Source organism: Nocardia sp. NPDC056564 (assembly GCF_042793755.1).
Classification (GTDB): Bacteria; Actinomycetota; Actinomycetes; order Mycobacteriales; family Mycobacteriaceae; genus Nocardia.
On the sequence record NZ_JBHTUR010000002.1, the window covers coordinates 550906 to 567300 of the forward strand.

At 69.3% G+C, this 16395-nt stretch carries 14 protein-coding genes and 1 tRNA gene; 10 read left to right on the top strand and 5 right to left on the bottom strand.

Translation table 11 applies throughout. From position 1 onward, the window contains the following. The first annotated feature begins 77 nt into the window (after positions 1-77). Positions 78-1043 (top strand): D-2-hydroxyacid dehydrogenase, encoded by a 966-nt coding sequence (locus ACFQ9K_RS06615; protein ID WP_378724272.1) that lies wholly within the window; start codon positions 78-80, stop codon positions 1041-1043. Positions 1044-1072: 29 nt separating this feature from the next. Then, positions 1073-2458 carry an amidase gene (locus ACFQ9K_RS06620; protein ID WP_378724274.1) on the top strand — a complete coding sequence of 462 codons (1386 nt, stop codon included), beginning with the start codon at positions 1073-1075 and terminating at the stop codon, positions 2456-2458. A 55-nt stretch (positions 2459-2513) separates the two neighbouring features. On the opposite strand, the gene ACFQ9K_RS06625 is transcribed toward ACFQ9K_RS06620, so the two are convergent. Together ACFQ9K_RS06625 and ACFQ9K_RS06630 are read right to left on the bottom strand one after the other, a co-directional pair. Further along, positions 2514-3008 carry a DUF3830 family protein gene (locus ACFQ9K_RS06625; RefSeq protein WP_378720628.1) on the bottom strand — a complete coding sequence of 165 codons (495 nt, stop codon included), beginning with the start codon at positions 3006-3008 and terminating at the stop codon, positions 2514-2516. 69 nt (positions 3009-3077) lie between these two features. After that, positions 3078-4319 (bottom strand): aspartate aminotransferase family protein, encoded by a 1242-nt coding sequence (locus ACFQ9K_RS06630; protein WP_378720630.1) that lies wholly within the window; start codon positions 4317-4319, stop codon positions 3078-3080. A gap of 143 nt (positions 4320-4462) precedes the next feature. Here ACFQ9K_RS06630 and ACFQ9K_RS06635 point away from each other — a divergent pair, with 143 nt between their 5' ends. Continuing rightward, positions 4463-5932: an NAD-dependent succinate-semialdehyde dehydrogenase gene (locus tag ACFQ9K_RS06635; RefSeq protein WP_378720627.1), complete on the top strand. Its 1470-nt coding sequence runs from the start codon at positions 4463-4465 to the stop codon at positions 5930-5932. Further along, positions 5929-7023, top strand: coding sequence for a tartrate dehydrogenase (locus tag ACFQ9K_RS06640; protein ID WP_378720626.1), 1095 nt, complete (start codon positions 5929-5931; stop codon positions 7021-7023). Before ACFQ9K_RS06635 ends, ACFQ9K_RS06640 begins: the two co-directional genes overlap by 4 nt. Here ACFQ9K_RS06640 and ACFQ9K_RS06645 read toward each other — a convergent pair. Beyond that, positions 7013-7681 (bottom strand): metal-dependent transcriptional regulator, encoded by a 669-nt coding sequence (locus ACFQ9K_RS06645; RefSeq protein WP_150405814.1) that lies wholly within the window; start codon positions 7679-7681, stop codon positions 7013-7015. The two genes, ACFQ9K_RS06640 and ACFQ9K_RS06645, sit on opposite strands and share 11 nt — an antisense overlap. Before the next feature lie 236 nt (positions 7682-7917). Between ACFQ9K_RS06645 and ACFQ9K_RS06650 the strand changes: the two genes are divergently transcribed. The 4 genes from ACFQ9K_RS06650 to ACFQ9K_RS06665 all read left to right on the top strand — a co-directional run bounded on the left by ACFQ9K_RS06650 (position 7918) and on the right by ACFQ9K_RS06665 (position 13319). Beyond that, positions 7918-8889 carry a bifunctional riboflavin kinase/FAD synthetase gene (locus tag ACFQ9K_RS06650; RefSeq protein WP_150405749.1) on the top strand — a complete coding sequence of 324 codons (972 nt, stop codon included), beginning with the start codon at positions 7918-7920 and terminating at the stop codon, positions 8887-8889. A gap of 125 nt (positions 8890-9014) precedes the next feature. Further along, the gene (rpsO, locus tag ACFQ9K_RS06655) at positions 9015-9284 is read left to right on the top strand and encodes a 30S ribosomal protein S15 (protein WP_194834828.1); all 270 of its coding nucleotides are present in this window, start codon (positions 9015-9017) and stop codon (positions 9282-9284) included. A 373-nt stretch (positions 9285-9657) separates the two neighbouring features. Then, positions 9658-11937: a polyribonucleotide nucleotidyltransferase gene (locus ACFQ9K_RS06660; RefSeq protein ID WP_378720625.1), complete on the top strand. Its 2280-nt coding sequence runs from the start codon at positions 9658-9660 to the stop codon at positions 11935-11937. A gap of 86 nt (positions 11938-12023) precedes the next feature. After that, entirely contained in the window at positions 12024-13319 is a 1296-nt protein-coding gene (locus tag ACFQ9K_RS06665) for a M16 family metallopeptidase (RefSeq protein ID WP_378720624.1), read from the top strand. Position 13320: 1 nt separating this feature from the next. On the opposite strand, the gene ACFQ9K_RS06670 is transcribed toward ACFQ9K_RS06665, so the two are convergent. Then, positions 13321-13650 carry an ArsR/SmtB family transcription factor gene (locus ACFQ9K_RS06670; RefSeq protein WP_378720623.1) on the bottom strand — a complete coding sequence of 110 codons (330 nt, stop codon included), beginning with the start codon at positions 13648-13650 and terminating at the stop codon, positions 13321-13323. A gap of 93 nt (positions 13651-13743) precedes the next feature. Between ACFQ9K_RS06670 and ACFQ9K_RS06675 the strand changes: the two genes are divergently transcribed. Together ACFQ9K_RS06675 and ACFQ9K_RS06680 are read left to right on the top strand one after the other, a co-directional pair. Next, complete coding sequence (locus tag ACFQ9K_RS06675) at positions 13744-14964, top strand: MFS transporter (RefSeq protein ID WP_378720622.1); 1221 nt, start codon at positions 13744-13746, stop codon at positions 14962-14964. Positions 14965-15038: 74 nt separating this feature from the next. After that, positions 15039-15110: transfer RNA gene (locus ACFQ9K_RS06680), tRNA-Gly, on the top strand. 324 nt (positions 15111-15434) lie between these two features. Here ACFQ9K_RS06680 and ACFQ9K_RS06685 read toward each other — a convergent pair. Continuing rightward, positions 15435-16370, bottom strand: coding sequence for an FAD-dependent oxidoreductase (locus tag ACFQ9K_RS06685; RefSeq protein WP_378720621.1), 936 nt, complete (start codon positions 16368-16370; stop codon positions 15435-15437). Between the last annotated feature and the right edge of the window lie 25 nt (positions 16371-16395).

The window sequence follows — 16395 nt, forward strand, 5'->3', positions numbered from 1 at the left end:
TCTCGCACTCAGCTGGCTGGACCTCCGAGCAGAGTCGGATTGTTGACAATCATACGATGCGATCTTACTGTGTCAATGTGGAAACGGGCCCCATTGTCACCGTCCTGCACAGTGACCGCGTGCCCGAGGCGGAACTGCTGGCCGCCGTGGCGAATCGGGCAACTGTGCGCTACACCGAGGCAACCGGTCTGGCGACCGCGCTGCGCGGTGCCGACGTGCTGTTCGTCTACGACTTCCTGACCCGCGCGATCCCCGGTGCGTGGCCGGCGGCCGACCGGCTGCAATGGTTGCACATGGGATCGACCGGGGTGGACCCGGCGATGTTCCCGGAACTGCGGGCCAGCGACGTCGTCGTGACCAATACGCGCGGCCTCTTCGACACGGCCATCGCGGAATACGTGCTCGGGCAGATCCTCGGTTTCGCCAAGGACCTGCCCGGATCGCTGCGCAGGCAGCTGCGCCACGAGTGGGTACACCGGGAGAACGAACGGGTCGCGGGCAGCACCGTGCTGATCGTCGGCACCGGTTCGATCGGCCGCGCCATCGCCCGGTTGCTGCGCGCGGCCGGGATGAACATTCGCGCGGTCGGCCGCCGAACGCGTACGGCGGACCCCGATTTCGGCGCGGTCGGCACCGACCTCCACGCCGAGCTACCGGCCGCCGACTACGTGGTGGCCATCGCCCCGCTGACGCCGCAGACTCGGAATATGTTCGGCGCCAGAGAATTCGCCGCGATGAAGCCACACGCGAGGTTTGTCAACGTCGGCCGCGGGGAACTCGTAGTTACCGACGATCTGGTGGCCGCGCTCGGCGCCGGATCGATCGCCGGGGCCGCGCTCGATGTGGTCGACCCCGAGCCGCTGCCGCCCGACCATCCGCTGTGGGATCTGCCGAACGTGTCGATCACACCGCACAATTCGGGCGACTTCATCGGCTGGCGGACCGAGATCGTCAGCGCGTTCGCCGCGAACTTCGACAACTGGATCGCCGGCCGGCCGTTGCAGAACGTGGTCGACAAGGAGCTGGGGTACGTGCCCGGCTGAAGGAGCCCTCTTCGATGAGCTACCCCGACATCAACATTCCCACCGAACCGGCGGCGATGACCGCCGTGCAACTGGTCTCGGCCTACGCCGCGGGCGCGCTCTCGCCCGTCGAGGCGACCGAGGCCGTGCTGGACGCCATCGCGACCCGCGATCCGGAGTTGAACGCGTACTGCCTGGTCGACCCCGATCGAGCGCTGGTGCAGGCCAAGGACTCCGAGGCGCGCTGGCACTCCGGGCACGCCCGCGGGCTGCTCGACGGCGTGCCGATCTCGATCAAGGACATCTTCCTCACCGAGGGCTGGCCGACCAGGCGCGGCTCCACCTCGGTGGATCCGGCCGGACCGTGGCCGGTGGACAGCCCGGTCGCGGCCCGGCTGCGCGAGGACGGCATGGTGTTCCTCGGCAAGACGACGACGCCGGAGATCGCCTGGAAGGCGGTCACGGACAGCCCGCTGACCGGCATCACCCGCAATCCCGTCGACCCCACGACCACCGCGGGCGGCTCGTCCGGCGGTAGCGCGGCGGCCGTCGCGGGCGGGATGGGGCCGGTCTCGGTCGGCACCGATGGCGGTGGCAGCATCCGGATCCCGGCGTCGTTCTGCGGCATCGTCGGGTTCAAGCCGACGCACGGCCGGATTCCGCTGTACCCGGCGAGCCCGTTCGGCCCGCTCGCGCACGCGGGGCCGATGACCAGGACCGTCGAGGACGCCGCGCTGCTGATGGACATCCTGTCGCTGCCCGACCCGCGCGACCCGACCGGCCTGGCGCCGACCCTGACGACGTTTCGCGGGCAGGTGGCGCGCGAGGTCCGCGGGCTGACCGTCGCCTACTCGCCGACGCTCGGTTACGCCACCGTCGATCCCGAGGTCGCCGAGCTGGTCGACGCGGCGACGCGCAAGCTCGCCGAGGCCGAATTACGCGTCGTCGCAGCGGATCCCGGATTCGCCGATCCCCGCGAGGCGTTCGAACTGCTGTGGGCGGCGGGCGCGGCCACCATGCTGTCGAAGTTCCCCGCGGGAGCACGGGAGCGGGTGGATCCGGCCCTGCGCGAGGTGTGGGAACAGGGCGACGCGGTCCGCGCCGTCGACTATCTCGACGCCCGCAACGTGGCCGCCGAGATCGGCATCACCATGGGCGCCTTCCACACCGCCTACGACGTCCTGATCACGCCGACGATGCCGATCGCCGCCTTCGAAGCGGGCCACAACGTGCCGCCCGGCAGCGGCCTGACCAGCTGGCCGCAGTGGACGCCGTTCACCTACCCGTTCAACCTGACTCAGCAGCCGGCCATCAGCATCCCGGTCGGCACGACGAAGTGCGGGCTGCCGGTCGGCATGCAGATCATCGGCCCGCGGCACTCCGACGACCTGGTCCTCGCAGTCGCTCGCTACGCCGAATACGTTCTGGCGTCATGACATACGACATCGTCGCCGGTCCGGAGGGCATCCGGACCGGCGACGACGCGTCGGATCAGGCGCGGGCGAACGACAGCGTCTCGCCCGAAACCCCGTGCAGCCACAGGTCGTTGCAGGCCGCGGCGATATCGGACAAGCCCTCCTCGATGGTCGCGAACACATTGCCGGGCACCCAGCCCAGGTCGCCGTTGATCAGCAAGTTGTTGCGCCCGTAGAAGATTGCCAGATCGGTCGCGCCCTGCTCGTGGTGTGCGGTCGAGCCGGGCTCGTAACCGTAAGCGGGATTACCGATCTCCCACGCCTCGAAGTCGAACAGGCAGACGTCGCCGGGAATCGGCGTGACCGTCGGGTTCTCCCGGTGCGGGGCCGCGCCGATGCGGGGGACCAGCGTGTACACCTCGTTGCGGGCGTATTTGGCGTGGAACGCGTCCCCCTCCTGCGGCAGCGCGTCCCACACCGCCGCACAGGTGTGCGGCGCCTCCGCGTCGAGCAGCCGGGCGCGGCAGGTGACGGCGGCCTTGGTCAGGGTGATGGTGAGGTAGCGGGCCATCGGTTTCTGCTTTCTGGTCGTTGGTCGGGGGAGTGCGGCCGGGCGCGGGCCCGGCGGCGGTGTCCGTGGCTAGAGCTCGGCCAGCACTTCGGTCCAGATCGCGAGCGCGTCGTCGATCTGAGTATCGGTCACGATCAGCGGCGGGATCATCCGCACCACGTTCATGTGCGCGCCGCAGGTGAGCAGCAGCAAGCCCTTTCCGACCGCGAGCCGTTGCGCGGCGCCGGCCGTCTCGGTGTCGGGTTCGCCGGTCGCGGTGGTGAATTCGGCACCGGCCAGCAGCCCGAGACCGCGCACGTCGCCGATCGCCTTGGTGGCGCTCGCGCGCAGCCCGGTGAGCAGCTGCTCGCCGCGTGCGGCGGCGTTGTCCACCAGGTGCTCGGATTCGATGACCTCGAGCGTCGCGACGGCGGCGGCGCAGGCCACGGCGTTGCCGCCGTAGGTGCCGCCCTGCGAGCCCGGCCAGGCCTTGGCCATCAGCGCGCGCGAGGCGGCGATGCCGGACAGCGGGAACCCGCTGGCCAGGCCCTTGGCGATGGTGATGATGTCCGGCCGCACCCCGAAGTGCTGATGCCCGAAGAACTTTCCGGTGCGGCCGAACCCGGTCTGGATCTCGTCCACGACCAGCAGGATGCCGTGCCGGTCGGCCCGCTCGCGCAGGCCGTGGAAGAACGCGGTGTTGCCGGGGATGTAGCCGCCCTCGCCGAGCATCGGCTCGACCACGAACGCGGCGGTTTCGGCCGGCGCGGTGATCGTCGCGAACAGGTAGTCCAGCTCGCGCAGGGCGAACGCGGTGGCCTCCTCCTCGGTCCAGCCGTAGCGGTAGGCGGTGGGGAACGGGGCCACGTGCACCCCCGACATCAGCGGGCTGAATCCGGCGGAGAATCGGGTGCCCGAGGTCGTCATGGTCGCCGCCGCGACCGTTCGACCGTGGAAACCACCATGGAAGACAACGACATTCGGCCGTCCGGTGGCCTGGCGCGCGAGTCGCAGCGCCGCCTCGATCGCCTCGCTGCCGGAGTTGGCGAAGAACAGTGTGTCCAGCCCCTCCGGCAACACCGGGCCGAGACGTTCGATCAGCTGGAGCATCGGCCGGTGCATGACGGTGGTGTATTGCCCGTGGATCAGGCTGGCCACCTGAGCCTGCGCCGCCGCGACCACCCGCGGATGGCAGTGACCGGTGCTGGTGACCCCGATGCCCGCGGTGAAGTCGAGATACCGGCGCCCGTCGGTGCCGTAGAGGTAGCAGCCGGTTCCGTGGTCGACGGTCACCGGGGTGGCCTGCCGCAGAACGGGCGAGAGTTCGGTCATGGTGATCGCCTCCAGGAAGTGGTGCGCGCGCAACATCCGCAGATTGTCTATTGTCGGATTGTTGACAATATGCATAACATGGCGATAGTGATCGCAGCAATAGCCCGCGGTCGCGTCCGGCAAGTGAAAGGAGTCCGGCGCCGATGCTCATCGAGACCGTGCCCGCCGCGGAACGAGCCGTAATCGACACTGTGCCAACGGGTCTGTATATCGACGGCCAGTGGTGCGAGACGAATGCCGAACTGCTCGTGCTGGATCCGGCCACCGGCAGGCCGCTGTGCGCGGTCGCCGACGCGCGACCCCAGGATGGCCTCGACGCGCTGGCCGCCGCGCACGCCGCTCAATCCGGGTGGGTCGCGACGCCGCCCAGGGAACGCGCCGACCTGCTCATGCGCGTGCACCACGCGCTGCTCGGCGACACCGATCGGCTCGCGCTCATCATGACCCTGGAGATGGGCAAGCCGATCGCCGAGGCGCGCGGCGAAATCGCCTATGCGGCTGAGTTTTTCCGTTGGTTCGCCGAAGCAGCCGTCCGGCTGGACGGCGGTTATCTGCCCGCGCCGACAGGTGGCGCGCGGTTCCTGGTGACCAAGCAACCAATCGGCCCCAGCCTGCTGATCACGCCGTGGAACTTCCCGATGGCCATGGGCGCCCGCAAGATCGCGCCCGCGCTCGCCGCCGGCTGCACCTGCGTGGTGAAACCCGCTGAGCAAACGCCCTTGTCGATGCTCGCGCTCGCCGACCTCCTCGATCGCGCGGGCCTGCCGCGCGGGGTGGTCAACGTGCTCGCCACCGCCGAGCCCGGCGCGCTGATGACGCCGCTCATCCTGGACCCCCGCTCGCGCAAGCTGTCCTTCACCGGCTCCACCGCGGTCGGCAAGCGACTGCTCGAACAGTGCGCGCAGACGGTGATGCGCACGTCGATGGAACTGGGCGGCAACGCGGCCTTCATCGTGTTCGACGACGCGGACCTGGACGAGGCGGTCGAGGGCGCGCTCGCGGCGAAGATGCGCAACATCGGCCAGGCCTGCACCGCGGCGAACCGAATCTTCGTGCAGCGCACCGTCGTCGACGAGTTCGCGAACAAGCTCGCCACCCGGATGGCGGCGCTGCCGATGGGCCGGGGCACCGAGCCCGGCGTGGTGGTCGGCCCGCTCATCGACGCCGACGCGGTGACCAAGGTCAGCGAGCTGGTCGCCGACGCGTGCCGCCGGGGCGCGCGGGTCCTGACCGGCGGCACCACGATCGACGGCCCGGGCAACTTCTATCCCGCGACCGTGCTGACCGGCGTCCCCGACGACGCCCAGATGTGTCACACCGAGATCTTCGGGCCGGTCGCCTCGATCGCCGCGTTCGACACCGAGGCCGAGGTGATCGCCCGTGCCAACAACACGCCGTACGGCCTGGTCGGCTATGTGTTCACCGAGCACCTCCGGCGCGGGCTGCGGGTCTGCGAGGCCTTGGAGACCGGCATGGTCGGGCTCAATCAGGGCGTGGTGTCCAACCCCGCCGCGCCGTTCGGCGGCGTGAAGGAGTCGGGCCTCGGCCGCGAGGGCGGGACGATCGGCATCGACGAGTTCCTCGAGACCAAATACATCGGAGTACGCCTGTGACCGACCGTACGTACCGCATCGCGACCATCCCCGGCGACGGCATCGGCGTCGACGTCACCGCGGCGGCGGTCACCGTGCTCGACACCGTGCTGCCCGGTATCGAATGGACCGAATTCGATTGGTCCTGCGCGAATTACCTGCGCACCGGCGAGATGATGCCCGCGGACGGCCCCGAGCTGCTGGCCGGATTCGACGCGATCCTGCTCGGCGCCGTCGGCTTTCCCGGTGTGCCCGACCATGTTTCGCTGTGGGGCCTGCTGATTCCGTTGCGGCGCGCGTTCGGGCAGTACGTCAACCTGCGCCCGGTCCGGCTGCTGCCCGGCACCGAGTCGGCACTGCGCGACCGGACGGCCGAAGACCTCGACATCCTCATCGTGCGGGAGAACTCCGAGGGCGAATACTCCGAGATCGGCGGCACGCACAACCCCGGCCGGGCGGACGAATTCGTGCTCCAGGAGTCGGTCTTCACCCGGGTCGGCTGCGAACGGATCATCCGCTACGCCTTCGACCGGGCCCGTGACCGCGGCGGCAAGCTGTGCTCGGCCACCAAGTCGAACGGCCTGATCCATTCGATGCCGTACTGGGACAGCGTGTTCGACCGCATCGCCGGCGAATATCCCGACGTGCGGACCCGGCAGATGCACGTCGACGCGCTGGCCGCGGAGATCGTGCTGCACCCGGACCGGCTCGACGTGATCGTCGGCTCGAACCTGTTCGGCGACATCCTGTCCGACCTCGCCGCGGCGGTGACCGGCGGGCTCGGGCTGGCCCCGTCCGGCAATATCAATCCGGCGGGCACCGCGCCGTCGATGTTCGAGGCGGTGCACGGCAGCGCACCCGACATCGCCGGTCAGGGCATCGCGAACCCGGTCGCGCAGATCCTCGCCGGCGCGATGCTGCTCGACCATCTCGGCGAGCGCACCGCCGCCGCGGCCGTGGACCGCGCCGTCTGCGACGTACTCGGCGCAGGCAAGGTCTCGACCCCGGACCTGGGCGGTACCGCGACGACCACGGAGCTCGCCGCGGCAATCGCAAGCCGCGCAGCCGAATCGGTGGATCCGGTCGGCGTCTGCCGCCCGCTCAGGCGGTGAGCCAGATCGCCTCGGCGGCGGGACTGCCCAGGTCGGTGGGCGTTTCGGCGGTGCCGATGCGAATCGCGATGGTGCCCGCGAAATCTCGCCGCTCCACCACCGTGATGGCGGTGTCCAGGGCGATGCCGACGGAGTCGAAGTAGCGCAGCATGTCCGGGTCCGAGTCGGAGATGCGCGCCACCCGGCCGGACTCGCCCGCGCCGAAGTCGCTGAGCTGCCGGGCCGGCGGCGTCGGCACCGCGCCGTCGACCGAGGGGATCGGGTCGCCGTGCGGATCCCGGTCGGGATAGCCGAGTTTGGCGTCGATGCGCGCCATCAGCAGCTCGGAGACCGCGTGCTCGAGCACCTCGGCCTCGTCGTGCACCTCGTCCCAGCCGTAGCCGAGCTCGTTCACCAGGAACGTCTCGATCAGCCGATGCCTGCGCACCATCGCGATCGCGGCCCGGCGGCCGCCGTCGGTCAGCGTGATCGATCCGTAGCGGGCGTGCTCGACCAGGCCCTGATCGGCGAGTTTGCGCACGGCCTCGGACACGGTGGACGCGGAGACCCCGATGCGTTCGGCGAGCAGCTTGGTCGACACCTTCTCCTGCGACCACTCCTGTGCGGTCCAGATCACCTTCAGATAGTCCTGGGCGACCGAGGAGAGCACCGGCGCGATCGTCGCGGTGCCGCCGGTGGCCTGTCTCGGCGCGGCAGCGTCGGCTAGCTCACGGCGGGTGGCGATGTCTCGTTTACCGGGCACATACTCGAGCTTAAGCACAGCAATGCCGAAAGACACAGCTCGCCGCACAGTGGAACCAGGGATTCATCACTCGTACACAACACCGGAAGCCGCGTGTGACATCACGGACTTCGGTCGAACTCCGTTCAGCTGCGCGATATAAGCTGCCGACTGTGCAGAGATGGCGAGGGCTGGACGACGTTCCCGCGGACTGGGGCCGATGTGTACTCACGATCGGCGTGTTCGACGGCGTGCACCGCGGACACGCGCAGCTGATCAGCCGGGCGGTGAAATCGGCGGCCGCGCGCGGCGTTCCCGCGGTGCTGATGACCTTCGATCCGCACCCGATGGAGGTGGTCCGGCCCGGCTCGCATCCGGCGCAGCTGACCACGCTGACCCGGCGCGCGGAACTGGCCGAGGAACTGGGCATCGACGTGTTCTGCGTGATGCCGTTCACCCAGGCCTTCATGAAGCTGACCCCCGCGCGCTACGTGCACGACCTGCTGGTCGAGCGGTTGCACGTGGCCGAGGTCGTGGTCGGCGACAACTTCACCTTCGGCAAGAAGGCCGCGGGCACCATCGACACCATGCGTGAGCTCGGCACCCGCTGGGGCTTCGAGGTCGACGGCGTCAAGCTGCTCGGCGAACACGCGGTCACCTTCTCCTCCACCTACATCCGCGCCTGCGTGGACGCGGGCGACATGGCCGCGGCCGCCGAGGCGCTCGGCCGCCCGCACCGGGTCGAGGGCGTGGTGGTGCACGGCGACGGCCGCGGCCGTCAGCTCGGCTTCCCGACCGCGAACGTCGCACCGCCGATGCACGCCGCGATCCCGGCCGACGGCGTGTACGCGGGCTGGTTCACCGTGCTCGGTCCCGGCCCGACCATCGGCACCGTCACTCCGGGTGAGCGCGCGATGGCGGCCATCTCGGTCGGCACCAATCCGACCTTCTCCGGCCGGGCCCGCACGGTCGAGGCGTACGTGCTCGACGGCGAGGCCGACCTCTACGGCCAGCACGTCGCGGTCGACTTCGTCGATCACGTCCGCGGCCAGCGCAAATTCGACTCGGTGGACGAGCTCATCGAGCACATGGGCCGCGACGTGGAGAACGCGCGCAAGATCCTCATCGCCGTGGACGACCGCTAGCCCGATTCGGTCCGCCGAATTCGATCCGGTAATGTAGATCCTCGGGTTTGCTGCGGTCCGCGGCGGCACCCGGCCCGGGTAACCGGAAATTCGAGCGCGGTACTGAAATAGAGAGTGGATGCCTCATGGCCCTGACCACCGAGCAGAAGTCGGCGATTCTCAAGGAATACGGCCTGCACGAGAAGGACACCGGCTCGCCGGAAGCCCAGATCGCGATGCTGTCGAAGCGGATCTCCGACCTCACCGAGCACCTGAAGGTGCACAAGCACGATCACCACACCCGGCACGGCCTGCTCGCGCTGATCGGCCGTCGTCGCCGGCTGTCGAAGTACCTGGCCGCCAACGACATCCAGCGCTACCGTTCGCTGATCGAGCGTCTCGGCCTGCGCCGCTGATCGCTCCACACGCCGGTTACCCGAGGTAGCCGCAGACCCGGCCAACGGGGAGACGTACAATCTCCCCGTTGGCTATTCGTGTATGCGGGCCGCACGCTTTTGGCGCGCCCGGAAATACGACGACATTGCACAGCCGTAAGCACCCGCCTGCGTGGCGTCGGTCTTCGGTAGTGGCCTCCCGGCAGGGCGAACACCGCCGGCGGGCTTCGATCGATGACCGCCTCCGCGTCGCCGTGATCCAAGGGGATTCGGCCGGGTGCTCGGGCCGCAGCCAGGATGGTTGCCGCGCGTCCATACCAGGTACGGCTGACGAAGAGCCGGATCGCGCCAGCGGGCGCTTGATCCGGCGAAGACGAGAGGTTGAGAGAAGAGAATGACCGAAACAACTGAACGCAAGTCCTCGGCCGTAGAGGTCGAGCCCGGTGTGTTCGAATCCGTCGCGCTGATCGACAACGGCAGCTACGGCACCCGCACCGTCCGCTTCGAGACCGGCAGGCTGGCCCGGCAGGCCGCCGGCGCGGTCGTGGCCTACCTGGACGACGAGACCATGCTGCTGTCCGCCACCTCCGCGGGCAAGCACCCGAAGGACCAGTTCGACTTCTTCCCGCTGACGGTCGACGTCGAAGAGCGCATGTACGCCGCGGGCCGCATCCCCGGCTCGTTCTTCCGGCGCGAGGGCCGCCCGTCCACCGACGCGATCCTGACCTGCCGCCTGATCGACCGTCCGCTGCGCCCGTCGTTCGTCGACGGCCTGCGCAACGAGATCCAGGTCGTCGTCACGATCATGAGCCTGGATCCGAACGACCTGTACGACGTCGTCGCGATCAACGCCGCGTCCGCGTCCACCCAGATCGCCGGCCTGCCGTTCTCCGGCCCGGTCGGCGGCGTGCGCGTCGCGCTGATCGACGGCCAGTGGGTCGCGTTCCCGACCGTCGAGCAGCTCGAGGGCGCCGTGTTCGACATGGTCGTCGCGGGCCGCGTGGTCGAGTCCGGTGACGTCGCGATCATGATGGTCGAGGCCGAGGCCACCGACAAGGTGATCGCGCTGATCGACGGTGGCGCGCAGGCGCCGACCGAGGCGGTCGTGGCCGAGGGCCTCGAGGCCGCCAAGCCGTTCATCGCCCGGCTGTGCAAGGCGCAGGCCGACCTCGCCGAACTGGCCGCCAAGCCGACCGGTGAGTTCGCGCTGTTCCCGCCGTACGAGGCCGACGTCTACGAGGCCGTCGAGGGCACCGCCAAGCGTGAGCTGGGCGAGGCGCTGTCGATCGCGGACAAGCAGGAGCGCGAAGCCAAGATCGACGAGATCAAGCTCGACGTGCTCTCCCGGCTCGGCGACGACTTCACCGGCCGCGAGAAGGAGCTGGGCGCCGCGTTCCGCTCGGTGACCAAGAAGCTGGTCCGCCAGCGCATCCTGACCGACGGCTTCCGCATCGACGGCCGCGGTCTCGCGGACATCCGCGCGCTGTCCGCCGAGGTCGCCGTGGTGCCGCGGGCGCACGGTTCGGCGCTGTTCGAGCGGGGCGAGACGCAGATCCTCGGCGTCACCACCCTCGACATGGTGAAGATGGCCCAGCAGGTCGACTCGCTCGGCCCGGAGACCAGCAAGCGCTATATGCACCACTACAACTTCCCGCCGTACTCCACCGGTGAGACCGGCCGCGTCGGCTCGCCGAAGCGCCGCGAGATCGGCCACGGCGCGCTCGCCGAGCGGGCCCTGATGCCGGTGCTGCCGAGCCAGGAAGAGTTCCCGTACGCCATCCGTCAGGTGTCGGAGGCGTTGTCCTCCAACGGTTCCACCTCGATGGGCTCGGTCTGCGCCTCGACCCTGTCGCTGCTGAACGCCGGTGTGCCGCTGAAGGCGCCGGTCGCGGGCATCGCCATGGGCCTGGTGTCCGACACGATCACGAACGACAAGGGTGAGGACGAGGTGCGCTACGTCGCCCTCACCGACATCCTGGGCGCCGAGGATGCCTTCGGCGACATGGACTTCAAGGTCGCGGGCACCCGTGACTTCGTCACCGCGCTGCAGCTCGACACCAAGCTCGACGGCATCCCCTCGCAGGTGCTCGCCGGTGCGCTGAGCCAGGCGCACGACGCCCGCACCGCCATCCTGGAGGTCATGGCCGAGGCCATCGACACCCCGGACGAGATGAGCCAATACGCGCCGCGGGTCACCGCGATCAAGATCCCGGTCGACAAGATCGGCGAGGTGATCGGGCCCAAGGGCAAGGTGATCAACCAGATCACCGAGGAGACCGGCGCCAACATCTCGATCGAGGACGACGGCACGGTCTACGTCGGTGCGACCAACGGCCCCGCGGCGCAGGCGGCGATCGACCAGATCAACGCCATCGCGAACCCGCAGCTGCCGAAGGTCGGCGAGCGCTTCCTGGGCACGGTCGTCAAGACCACCGCCTTCGGCGCGTTCGTCTCGCTGCTGCCCGGTCGCGACGGCCTGGTGCACATCTCCAAGCTGGGCAACGGCAAGCGCGTGGCCAAGGTCGAAGACGTGGTGAACGTCGGCGACAAGCTGCGCGTCGAGATCGCCGATATCGACAACCGCGGCAAGATCTCGCTGGTCCCGGTCGAGGAGAACGCCGAAGAGCCGGCCGAAGCCGAGACCGTTGATGCGGGCGCGGCAGCGACCGAGTAGTACTTGTCTTTGTGACGACGAAGAAGACGACAGCCCCCCTGCTCCGACGCGAGCAGGGGGGTTCGTCACTGGAGCTGCGAGCCAACATGACCGATCCCGGCGTTCAACGCACCGTGCTACCCGGCGGACTGCGTGTGGTGACCGAACATGTCCCCGGCGTGCGCTCGGCCTCGATCGGCGTCTGGGTGGGCGTCGGCTCCCGCGATGAAGGCCCCACCGTCGCCGGTGCGGCGCACTTCCTCGAACACCTGCTGTTCAAGGCGACCCCCACGCGCACGGCGCTGGACATCGCGCAGGCGATGGACGCCGTCGGCGGCGAGCTCAACGCGTTCACCGCGAAGGAACAGACCTGCTACTACGCGCACGTGCTCGACGAGGACCTGCCGCTGGCCGTGGATCTGGTCTCCGACGTGGTGCTCAACGGGCTGTGCCGGGCCGAGGACGTCGACCTGGAACGCCAGGTGGTGCTCGAAGAGATCGCCATGCGCGACGACGACCCGGAGGACCTGGTCGGCGACGCGTTCCTGTCCGCGCTGTTCGGCGATCATCCGATCGGGCGGCCGGTGATCGGCTCCATCGAATCCATCGAGGCGATGCACGCCGCGCAGCTGCGCGGCTTCCACCTGCGCCGCTACCGCCCGGACCGGATGGTCGTCGCGGTCGCGGGCAATGTCGAACACGAGCACACGGTGGAGCTGGTGCACCGCGCGTTCGAGAACCGGCTCGATCCGGCCGCCACCCCGGCCAAGCGCCGGGAGGGCAGGTTCCGGCCGACCGGCGATCCCGAACTGCACTGGAGCCACCGCGACAGCGAGCAGGCGCACCTGGCGTTCGGCGTGCGCGCCTTCGGGCGGCACGAGGGGGAGCGGCGCTGGCCGCTCTCGGTGCTCAACACCGTGGTCGGCGGCGGGCTGAGTTCCCGTCTGTTCCAACGGATCCGGGAAGAACGCGGGCTCGCCTACTCGGTGTACTCCAGCGTGGACACCTTCGCCGACACCGGCGCGTTCTCGGTGTACATCGGCTGCCAGCCGGAAAACCTCGGCAAGGTGGCGAACCTGGCCCGCGGGGTGCTGGAAGAGGTCGCGGCCAACGGCATCACGGACGCCGAATGCGCGCGGGCCAAGGGCTCGCTGCGCGGCGGTCTGGTGCTCGGCCTGGAGGATTCCGCGTCCAGGATGAACCGCATCGGCCGCAGCGAACTCAGCTACGGCAACCACCGCAGCGTGTCGGAAACGCTGGCGCGGATCGACGCGGTCACCACCGACGAGGTCTCCGCCATCGCGAACACGCTGCTGTCGCGCCCGTTCGCGGCCTCGATCGCCGGGCCCTACAAGCGCACTCGGGAGTTGCCCGCCGCGGTGCGCCGGTTGGTCGAGGGCTGACCTACCGCGCGCTCGCGCGGTTGGCCGCCTCGACCACCGCGGAAACCACGCCGGGCAGCGCGGATTCGAGCTCTCGCGCGCGCAGGCGCTGCCAGATCTGGCCGTCCACGATCACCCGCTCGATCACGCCCGCCTCGCGCAGGATCTTGAAGTGGTGCGTGGCGGTCGATTTGTTGATCACGTCGTAGAGCTCGTTGCAGCGGACCGCGACGCCCGCGTTGCTCAGGCGGCGCACCATCTCCAGGCGGATGGGGTCCTGGATCGCGCCGAGCACGGTGGACAGCGCGGCCACCGGTGGGGCGTCGGCCGCCGCCTGCTTAGCTTCGGTCATGATCTACCTCACTCCGGGGTTTGATGATCGTCAAACTAGCTGTACCGTCGAATGCGGTTCGATCATTATCAAACTTACCTGATCGGAGTTTCGATGGCAGCGACGATCGCGGTGCCCGCCGCTGACGAGCGGACCTCGCAGCGCTGGGCCTACGGGCTCGTGCTGGCCGCGGGCGGAGTGGCGCTCGGGGTGTCCGGCGTGCCCGCCCCGCTCTACGGCATGTACCAGAAGGAGTGGCATTTCTCGCCGCTCACCACGACTTTCGTGTTCGCCGTCTACGCCTTCGCGGCGCTGGGCGCGGTGCTGGTGTCCGGCAAGATCTCCGATGTGGTCGGCCGGAAGCCGGTGCTGCTCGGCGCGTTTGTGACGATGATCGCGGGGCTGGCGGTGTTCCTGCTCGCCGACAACGTGGTGATGCTGTTGGTGGCGCGCGCGTTGCACGGGTTCGCGGTCGGGGCGACGGTGGTCGCGGGCGCGGCGGCGCTGCTGGATCTGCGGCCCAAGCACGGCGCGCGGTCCGGTCAGCTCACCGGTGTCGCGTTCAATGTCGGCATGGCCGTGGCGATCCTGGGGTCGGCCCTGCTCGCGCAGTACGCGCCGCATCCGTTGCGCACGCCGTACGTGGTCATCACCGTGGTCTGCCTGGTCATCGGCATCGGCGTCATCGCGCTGGAGGAGCCGCACACCGGTCGCATCGCCGGACGCATCCGGATCGCGAAACCCGCTGTGCCGCCGGAGATTCGCGGCGACTTCTGGTTCTCCGCGCTCGGCGTGATGGCCGCCTGGTCGGTGCTCGGTGTGCTGCTGTCGCTGTACCCGTCGCTGGCCTCGGCCGAAACCGGCATCCACAACCTGGTTTTCGGCGGCGCGGTGGTCGCGTCGACCGCGCTGGCCGGGGCCACCTCACAGCTGTTCGCCACCAAGATTCCGGCCCGTCGCGCGGCCATCGGCGGCGACACCGGCATGGCGATCGCGCTGCTGCTCACCGTGCCCGCGCTGCACACCGGCAACTGGGTCGTGGTGTTGCTGGCCGGTGTATTGCTCGGCGCCACTTTCGGTCTCGGCTTCGGCGGTTCGTTGCGGCACCTGTCCGAGGTGGTGCCGCAGCACAAGCGGGGCGAGACTATGTCGGCGTACTACCTGCTCGCCTACACGGCGATGGCGCTGCCGACCATCCTGGCCGGCTGGGCCGCCACCACCTGGGGGCTGAGCACGGTGTTCCCCTGGTTCGTCGTGGTCGTCGCGCTGGCCTGCCTGACCGCCGCCGGACTCGGCCTGCGCCGCACCAGGACGGTCGCCGAATCGGCGGCCTGAGCACGGATTGGCATTTTCCGCCGCCGATCGGCTAGAGTTCTATCTCGCATCACGGAGTCACCCGGGGTGCGAATGCGGATGTAGCGCAGTGGTAGCGCATCACCTTGCCAAGGTGAGGGTCGCGGGTTCAAATCCCGTCATCCGCTCTTCGAAGTGCAGGCCACCTCGCCGACGACTTCTGGTTCTCCCTCGGCGATCACGCCGGCCAGCCGGGCTCGCCGCACGATGTCCTGTGCCGGATGACGATCACTACGCGTGCCGAAGCTACCGGGGCGGCACGAATGTGCCGGCATGGCAGCCCGGTGACCACCAGCGAGTCGGGCGGTTCGTCTGCGCGGCCTCCGTCGAGAACGGTCTGTCCGTGCACTGCGCGCGACGACGGGGGCGGCAACTCGTTCGACGTATCGCGCACCCGGTACCGCCTCCCCGGCAACGCCTGAGCACCGAGTCCTGTTCTGCCGAAAAATGATTCAGCCGGCGAGCAGGCTCGCGACCTCGCGGGCGCTGCCCCAGGACAGGCTGACGCCCTGGCCGTCGTGGCCGTAGTTGTGCACTATCCGGGATTCGCCGATGCGTTCCTCGTCGAGGCGGACTTCGGTGCGACCGGGACGCAGGCCGACCTCGTGGCCGACCACCTCGGCGGTCGCGAGTTTCGGCTCGACGGCGATGCAGCGGCGCAGGATCTGCTCGGCGATTTCCGGATCCGGGTCCAGGCTCCACTGTCCGTGCTGGCGGACACCGCCGAGAATGAGGCGGTCGCCGTGCGGGAAGAAACCGGCCCATTCGGTTTCGCCGCCGAGCTCGACGTAGAAGTCGGCGATCCCGGGATTACGGACGATCACGTGCTGCCCGCGCACCGGCTGCACGGCATCGTCGTCGGCGAGTTTGCCCGCGGCGACGCCGGTGCAGTTCACCACGACGGGTGCGGCGGCCGCGGGCTCGGCGAGGTCGCGCACGGTCCGCTGCTCGATCGTGATGCCCTGTGCGGTAAGGCGATCGGTCAGATAGCGCAGATAGCGGGGTAGGTCGATGAGCGGAGCCGTGCACCGGAAGCCGAACCGCATGCCGTCGGGCAGCTCGTCGGGGGTGCACATCTGTACGTCGGCCAAATCCTCGACCCAGGAGGGCGGTTCGGGCCAGGTGCTCGAAACCTGAAGTCCGCGTTCGAAATGCAGGCCGGACGCGGGATCCTCGGCCAGCTCGGTGAATTCGGCGAGGGTCACCCGGCTCCACGCCAAATCCCTTGGCGTACTGCCCGGCCCCCACAATCCGCTCGCCACGGCCGACGTCGTCCGCTCGGGTGGCCGCTCCGCCCACACCCGGACCCGATGGCCCTCCTCGGCCAGGCAGACCGCGGTGGTCAGCCCGATCACGCCCGCCCCCAGCACCAACACATCATTAGCCATATTCGGACGGTACCCACGAATTCCG

What these genes read in the sequence shown, in the direction of transcription:
- ACFQ9K_RS06625 (WP_378720628.1), bottom strand. Translation starts at nt 3,008, where the DNA reads ATGGCCCGCTACCTCACCATCACCCTGACCAAGGCCGCCGTCACCTGC.
- ACFQ9K_RS06630 (WP_378720630.1), bottom strand. Translation starts at nt 4,319, where the DNA reads ATGACCGAACTCTCGCCCGTTCTGCGGCAGGCCACCCCGGTGACCGTC.
- ACFQ9K_RS06635 (WP_378720627.1), top strand. Translation starts at nt 4,463, where the DNA reads ATGCTCATCGAGACCGTGCCCGCCGCGGAACGAGCCGTAATCGACACT.
- rpsO (WP_194834828.1), top strand. Translation starts at nt 9,015, where the DNA reads ATGGCCCTGACCACCGAGCAGAAGTCGGCGATTCTCAAGGAATACGGC.
- ACFQ9K_RS06660 (WP_378720625.1), top strand. Translation starts at nt 9,658, where the DNA reads ATGACCGAAACAACTGAACGCAAGTCCTCGGCCGTAGAGGTCGAGCCC.
- ACFQ9K_RS06665 (WP_378720624.1), top strand. Translation starts at nt 12,024, where the DNA reads ATGACCGATCCCGGCGTTCAACGCACCGTGCTACCCGGCGGACTGCGT.
- ACFQ9K_RS06670 (WP_378720623.1), bottom strand. Translation starts at nt 13,650, where the DNA reads ATGACCGAAGCTAAGCAGGCGGCGGCCGACGCCCCACCGGTGGCCGCG.
- ACFQ9K_RS06675 (WP_378720622.1), top strand. Translation starts at nt 13,744, where the DNA reads ATGGCAGCGACGATCGCGGTGCCCGCCGCTGACGAGCGGACCTCGCAG.
- ACFQ9K_RS06685 (WP_378720621.1), bottom strand. Translation starts at nt 16,370, where the DNA reads ATGGCTAATGATGTGTTGGTGCTGGGGGCGGGCGTGATCGGGCTGACC.